Source organism: Streptomyces sp. IBSBF 3136 (genome assembly GCF_036815105.1).
In the GTDB taxonomy this organism is placed as follows: domain Bacteria; phylum Actinomycetota; class Actinomycetes; order Streptomycetales; family Streptomycetaceae; genus Streptomyces.
This window is the reverse complement of the sequence record NZ_JAJSZC010000092.1, coordinates 22824-28862: the sequence shown is the minus strand read 5'-3', so window position 1 is coordinate 28862 and position 6039 is coordinate 22824. Positions and strand designations below refer to the sequence as shown.

Here is a 6039-nt window from a genome sequence, read left to right as displayed (position 1 = left end):
GGTCTGAGCGGGGTGCCCCCCAGGAAGGAAGGGCACCCCGCTCAGACCGGCCGAAGCCGAGCGCAGCGACTAGGCGTCGTAGTCGTGCTCGAAGCGGTCGTCCATCTCCCGCTCCGGGTCCGTGATGTCGCGGGTGTTCTGCTGCCCGCGCTGCGGCTGCTGACCACGCTGAGGCTGCTGGCCGCGCTGCTGACCCGACTGCGGGCCGCGCTGGCCGGCCTTCTCACGGGCCTCGCCGGCCTTCTGCTTGGCCTGGTCCTGCCACTCGTTCGACTTGTCCTTCATACCCATGTGGGTTCACTCCCGTAAATGAGTGAGGTGGGGGATTCGGCCCCTCGGTGGGGCCTCGACCAGATTCACACGGGCGAACACGCTGCGCATGTCGATCAGTTACGGTGCGTAGCCCTGGCTGCCTCATCGGCCTCCCCACCTGCGCCGACGAGCCCGGAACGCATCCCCTGAAGCCTCGGCGCGAACCTGCGCATCTCGCGCCGGCCGACCGTGCCGATGAGGGCCGGCAGGTATCCGCGCACCCCCTGCATGCCGCGCAGCCACCACTGCCCGTACACGTGGGCCGAGCGCCGCTCGATCCCGGCCACGATCCGCTCCACCGCCGGGCCGAGCGGGTACGTCTTGTTCGACGGCCACGGCAGCCGCTGCCGCAGCTCGCGCATGACGTCGTCCTGGTCGGCGCCGCGCACCATGTCGGTGTCCGTCCAGGACAGGTAGCCGACGCCGACCCGGACGCCCTGGTAGCCGACCTCGGCCCGCAGACTGTGCGCGTACGCCTCCACACCCGACTTGGAGGCGCAGTACGCCGACATCATCGGCGCCGGGGTGATCGCGGCGAGCGAGGCGATCTGCAGCAGGTAGCCCCGGCTCTCGACCAGCACCGGCAGGAACGCGCGGGCCGTCACCGCCGAACCGATCAGGTTCACCTCGATCACCCGCCGCCAGGCCTCCGGGTCGGAGTCGATGAAGGGCCCCCCGGTCGCCACACCGGCGTTGGCCACGACGATGTCCACCTTGCCGAAGTGCGCCTTCACCTCCCGCGCCACCCGGCTCATCGCCTCGTGGTCGGTGACGTCCGCGTACCAGTGCGCGCTGTCGCTGTGCAGCCGCTCGGAGACCTCCTTGAGCGCCTCCTCCTCCAGCCCGACCAGCGCCACCTTGGCGCCCCGGGCGGAGAGCTTGCGCGCGAGCAACTCGCCGACGCCGCGCGCCGCTCCGGTGACGACGGCGACCTGCCCTTCGAGACCGACCCTGCTCATGCGCCCTCCTTGATCTGCTGCACCGAGGTGCCGTGGGACTGCGGTGGTACGCCGGGGGTGCCCGACGTGACGTACGTGGCGACCAGTTCCCGGATCCTGCCGGTCACCAGGTCGGGAGCCTCGACCGGGGTCATGTGGCCGATGCCGGGCAGTTCGGTCAGTCCGACGCAGTGCGGCAGCTCGGCCACCAGCGCGCGGGCGTGCACGGGCGGGGTGAGCCGGTCCCGGGCGCCCTGCAGCACCGCGGTGGGCACCCGCAACTCCCGTACGCCGTGGTCCAGATCGAGCGCCGCGAGGACACCGGCCCAGGCGTGGCGCACCGCCCGGGGGCAGGCGTGCACGATCCGCGCGCAGGCCTCCACCATGTGCGGGGCCGAACCGGCGCCCATGGTCCCGTACCTGAGGACACGCTTCGCCAGCGGCGTGACCGGCCCCAGCGGGGCGCGCGAGCCGAGGATGCGTCCGGTGATCCAGGTGCGCGCCCGCCCGGCGCGCAACGGCACCACGCGCGACTCGGCGACCAGCCGGGAACTGCCCGTGCTGCACAGCAGGACGGCGGCGGCGTGCTCACGGAAGCGGGCGCGGCCGGCGGCGGCCATCACCGTCATCCCGCCCATGGAGTGGCCGACCACCAGGGCCTTCTCCCCGCTCTCCAGCGTCTGGGCGAGCACCGCTTCGAGGTCGTCGGCCAGTGCGTCGGTGGTGCAGGCGGGGCTCGCCGGGCTGCGCCCGTGCCCCCGCTGGTCATAGGCGATCACCCGGTGGTCGCGCGCCAGTTCCCGTATCTGGGCCGCCCAGAAGGCGGTCGAACAGGTCCAGCCGTGGGAGAGCACGACGGCCGGTGCCCCGTCAGGGCCGTGCACCTCGACGTGCAGCCGTGCGCCGTCGGCGGAGACGGCGGTGAGGGTGCGGGAGGGGACGGGCGGCGCGTAGGGCCCGGAGGCCACGGAGACGACGCGGCTCATGCGACGGCCCCGCTCTCCCGCACGCCGCCGGCCGCGGACGAGGCGCCGGTCGCGGACGGGGTGGCGGTCGCGGACGAGGCGTCGATCGCGGACGACGCGTCGGTCGCCGGCCCGCCGGCCTTCCGGACGACCTCGTACTCCGCCAGGTCCACCCTGCGGGTCGCGCGCCGGAACTCCGTCGTCGTGCCGGGCCAGATGGTGGTGTTGCGGCCGCTCGGGTCGAGGTACCAACTGGTGCAGCCGCCGGTGTTCCACACGGTCCGGCGCATGCGCTCCTGCACCCTGTGGTTCCAGGCGTCGACGGCGGCGGGGCGGGCGTCGAGCGCGGTCCGGCCACCGAGGACGTCGAGCTGGCGCAGGTAGTCCGCCATGTAGTTCAGCTGGGACTCGATCATCAGGATCATGGAGGAGTTCCCCAGGCCGGTGTTGGGCCCGATGATCGTCATCCAGTTCGGGAACCCGGCCGCGGCGGCGCCGCGCAGCGCCCGCATGCCGTTCTTCCAGGTCTCCGCGAGGGTGACGCCCTCCGCGCCGACCACCCGCTCGGCGATGGGCATGTCCGTGACGTGGAAGCCCGTGCCGAAGACGATCGCGTCGACCTCGGCTTCGCTGCCGTCGGCGGCGACCAGGGTCGAGCCGCGGACCTCGGCGAGCCCGCTCGCGACGACGTCCACGTTCGGCCGGGCCAGCGCCGGGTAGTACGCGCTGGACAGCAGGATCCGCTTGCAGCCGATGCGGTAGTCGGGGGTGAGCTTGGCGCGCAGCGCCGGGTCCTTGATCGCGCGGGCCATGTTGCGCTTGGCGAGCTGTTCGACCAGGCCGAGTTCGTCGGGGTGCTTGGTGAACGCCTGCACCTGGAGCTCCCGGATGCCCCACAGCAGACCGCGCCGGAGCTGGGTGGTGAAGGGCAGCGCCCGGTGCAGCCGGCGCTCGGCTCCGCTGATCGCACGGTCCACCCGGGGCATCACCCAGGCCGGGGTGCGCTGGAAGAGGGTGAGCCGGCCGACCCGGGGCTGGATGGCGGGCACGATCTGGATGGCGGAGGCGCCCGTGCCGACCACGGCCACGCGCTTGCCGGCCAGGTCGTAGTCGTGGTCCCAGCGGGCCGAGTGGAACACCTCGCCCGGGAAGGTGTCGAGGCCGGGGATCCGAGGGATCTTCGGGTCGGACAGCGGGCCGGTCGCGGAGACGACGACGTCGGCGGTCAGCGTCCCGGCCGCGGTCTCGATCTCCCAGCGAAGCTCCTCGCCGTCCCAGCGCATCGTCTTGACCTCGGCGTTGAAGCGGAGGTGCGGACGCAGGCCGAAGGTGTCGGTGACGTGTTCCAGGTAGGCCCGGATGTGCTCCTGGCCGGAGAAGGTGCGCGGCCAGTCGGGGTTCGGCGCGAACGAGAAGGAGTACAGGTGGGACGGGACGTCGCAGGCACACCCGGGATAGCTGTTGTCCCGCCAGGTGCCGCCGACGCTGTCGGCCCGCTCCAGGACGACGAAGTCGGTGATCCCCTCCCGGCGCAGCCGCACCGCGGCCCCCAGCCCGCCGAACCCGGACCCGATCACCGCCACTCGAACATGCTCGTGCTCGGCCATCCCGAAGCCTCCACGCATCGCCTTGGACTCTGCCAGTGAACACTGGCGCAATTGGACTGTAGAGCAGCTCCGTACCGAGCGGTAGGGGGCGCGGGAAGGAAAGTTACCGGCGGTACAACATAGGCTGCGGGCGTGGCAGACGACGGCGGACACAAGGACGAGCAGAGCCCCGGGCGCACCGGCGGACCACGCGAGTACCGCATGGAGGAACTGGCCGCACTGGCCGGTATCACCGTGCGCACGCTGCGCTTCTACCGCGAGCGCAAGCTGATCCCGCCACCCCGCCGCGAGGGCCGCATCGCCTGGTACGACGACCATCACCTGGCCCGCCTGCGCACCATCGCGGCGCTGCTGGAACGCGGCCACACGCTCACCGGCATCGCGGAACTCGCGGAGGCACTCGACCAGGGCCGCGACGTGGCCGACCTGCTGGGCGTCGGCACCCCGACGGAGGAGGAGCCGGTCCGCCTCACCCCCGAGGAACTCGCCGCCCGCTTCGAGGGCGAGGTCACCCCGGAGAACCTGGCGGCCGCCCTGGACCTCGGCTACCTCGGCACCGACGGCGGCGAGATCGTCCACATCAGCCGCCGCCTGCTGGACGTCTCCTCGGCCCTGGTCCGCGAGGGTATCCCGCTCGCCGAGGTCCTGACGGCGGGCAGGCGCGTCCGCGAGCACGCCGAGGCCCTGGCGGACCTCTTCACCGACCTGATCCTGCGCCACACCACCGAGAACGACCTCCACCGCCTGCGCCCCCTGGCCCGCAGCGTGGTGGAGGCGGAACTCTCCCTGGCGCTGGACCGGCGGCTGGCGAAGCGGGACCGGGCGGCGCCCTAGAGGTCGTACACGGCGGTCACGGGCGCATGGTCGGACCAACGCTCGGCATGCGTGGCCGCGCGCTCGACGAACCCCTTGACCGCCCTGCCGGCGAGCCCCGGCGTGGCGAGGTGGTAGTCGATCCTCCATCCTGAGTCGTTGTCGAAGGCCCGCCCCCGGTACGACCACCACGTGTAGGGGCCCTCCGTGTCCGGGTGCAGGGCGCGTACGACGTCGACGTAGCCGCCCTCGGTCGGGGCGAGGACCCGGTCGAGCCAGGCGCGCTCCTCGGGGAGGAAGCCCGAGTTCTTGGTGTTGCCGCGCCAGTTCTTGAGGTCGGCCTGCTGGTGGGCGATGTTCCAGTCGCCGCAGACGACCACGTGGCGGCCGTCGGCGGCGGCCGTCTCGCGCAGCAGCTTGAGGTGGGCGAGGAACTCGCCCATGAAGCGCGTCTTCTCGGCCTGCCGCTCCGTGCCGACCTCGCCGGAGGGCAGATAGAGGGAGGCGACCGTGACGCCGGGCAGGTCGGCCTCCACGTAGCGGCCACTGCCGTCGAACTCGGCCGAGCCGAAGCCGATCCGGACGCGGTCGGGCTCCCGGCGGGTGTAGAGGGAGACGCCGGCGCGGCCCTTGGCGGCGGCCGGGGCGTGCACCACGTGCCAGCCCTCGGGTCGGCGGACCTCCTCGGGCAGCTGGTGCGGCTCTGCGCGCACCTCCTGGAGGCAGACGACGTCCGCCGAGGTCTGGGCGAGCCACTCCACGAAGCCCTTCTTGGCGGCGGCCCGCAGCCCGTTCACGTTCACCGAGGTCACAGTCAGCACCAGGGCACGATACCGGCACACTGGTCCAGGTCCGTCTTTCCCTTCATCTGCATAGAAGTACGATGCCCAGAATGAATATACGTCGCGTTCGTTTCGATCACCCTGACGCCGTCAAGCTCAACGACGAGGTCCAGGCCGAGTACCACCTGCGCTACGGCGACGGTGGCGACGCCACGAGCCTCGACGCCGCCGACTTCGACCCGCCGCGCGGGGTGTTCCTGATCGCCTACGACGAGCACGACCGCCCGGTGGCCACCGGCGGCTGGCGCAGCCAGGACGACAACGACGAGGGCAACGCGGACGGCGACGCCGAGCTGAAGCGGATGTTCGTCGTCTCGCAGATGCGCGGCCGGGGTCTGGCCCGCCGCATCCTCGCGGCCCTGGAGGAGGACGCCCGCGCGGCGGGCCGGCTGCGCATGGTCCTGGAGACCGGCACGAAGCAGCCGGAGGCCATCGCGCTGTACACCTCGTGCGGTTACGAGTCGTGCGACAAGTTCGGCTACTACCGGCACTACGAGGAAAGCCGCTGCTACGCGAAGGCGCTGTAGACGCGATGAAGCCCCAGTCGGCTCTGCCGACTGGG

7 protein-coding genes are annotated in these 6039 nt (G+C 72.1%); 2 read left to right on the top strand and 5 right to left on the bottom strand.

The window, feature by feature from the left end; translation table 11 throughout:
* Positions 1-69: 69 nt before the first annotated feature.
* The 4 genes from V7E45_RS20660 to V7E45_RS20645 form a co-directional block, all read right to left on the bottom strand.
* Positions 70-291 (bottom strand): hypothetical protein, encoded by a 222-nt coding sequence (locus tag V7E45_RS20660; RefSeq protein WP_333775677.1) that lies wholly within the window; start codon positions 289-291, stop codon positions 70-72.
* A 95-nt stretch (positions 292-386) separates the two neighbouring features.
* Positions 387-1271, bottom strand: a complete 885-nt coding sequence (locus tag V7E45_RS20655) for an SDR family oxidoreductase (RefSeq protein WP_333775676.1) — start codon at positions 1269-1271, stop codon at positions 387-389.
* Positions 1268-2236, bottom strand: a complete 969-nt coding sequence (locus tag V7E45_RS20650; RefSeq protein WP_333775675.1) for an alpha/beta fold hydrolase — start codon at positions 2234-2236, stop codon at positions 1268-1270. Before V7E45_RS20650 ends, V7E45_RS20655 begins: the two co-directional genes overlap by 4 nt.
* Complete coding sequence (locus V7E45_RS20645) at positions 2233-3822, bottom strand: flavin-containing monooxygenase (RefSeq protein WP_333775674.1); 1590 nt, start codon at positions 3820-3822, stop codon at positions 2233-2235. The genes V7E45_RS20650 and V7E45_RS20645 overlap by 4 nt, the downstream gene beginning before the upstream one ends.
* Positions 3823-4023: 201 nt before the next feature.
* Here V7E45_RS20645 and V7E45_RS20640 point away from each other — a divergent pair, with 201 nt between their 5' ends.
* On the top strand, positions 4024-4656 hold the full coding sequence (locus tag V7E45_RS20640; protein WP_333775678.1) for a MerR family transcriptional regulator: 633 nt from the start codon (positions 4024-4026) through the stop codon (positions 4654-4656).
* Here V7E45_RS20640 and V7E45_RS20635 read toward each other — a convergent pair.
* Positions 4653-5456 (bottom strand): exodeoxyribonuclease III, encoded by an 804-nt coding sequence (locus tag V7E45_RS20635; RefSeq protein ID WP_333775673.1) that lies wholly within the window; start codon positions 5454-5456, stop codon positions 4653-4655. The two genes, V7E45_RS20640 and V7E45_RS20635, sit on opposite strands and share 4 nt — an antisense overlap.
* Positions 5457-5527: 71 nt before the next feature.
* Here V7E45_RS20635 and V7E45_RS20630 point away from each other — a divergent pair, with 71 nt between their 5' ends.
* Positions 5528-6004, top strand: a complete 477-nt coding sequence (locus V7E45_RS20630) for a GNAT family N-acetyltransferase (RefSeq protein WP_333775672.1) — start codon at positions 5528-5530, stop codon at positions 6002-6004.
* Positions 6005-6039: the final 35 nt, after the last annotated feature.

Bases quoted from the DNA above. Each gene is read 5' to 3' on its own strand.
- V7E45_RS20660 (WP_333775677.1), bottom strand. From the start codon at position 291: ATGGGTATGAAGGACAAGTCGAACGAGTGGCAGGACCAGGCCAAGCAG.
- V7E45_RS20655 (WP_333775676.1), bottom strand. From the start codon at position 1,271: ATGAGCAGGGTCGGTCTCGAAGGGCAGGTCGCCGTCGTCACCGGAGCG.
- V7E45_RS20650 (WP_333775675.1), bottom strand. From the start codon at position 2,236: ATGAGCCGCGTCGTCTCCGTGGCCTCCGGGCCCTACGCGCCGCCCGTC.
- V7E45_RS20645 (WP_333775674.1), bottom strand. From the start codon at position 3,822: ATGGCCGAGCACGAGCATGTTCGAGTGGCGGTGATCGGGTCCGGGTTC.
- V7E45_RS20640 (WP_333775678.1), top strand. From the start codon at position 4,024: ATGGAGGAACTGGCCGCACTGGCCGGTATCACCGTGCGCACGCTGCGC.
- V7E45_RS20630 (WP_333775672.1), top strand. From the start codon at position 5,528: ATGAATATACGTCGCGTTCGTTTCGATCACCCTGACGCCGTCAAGCTC.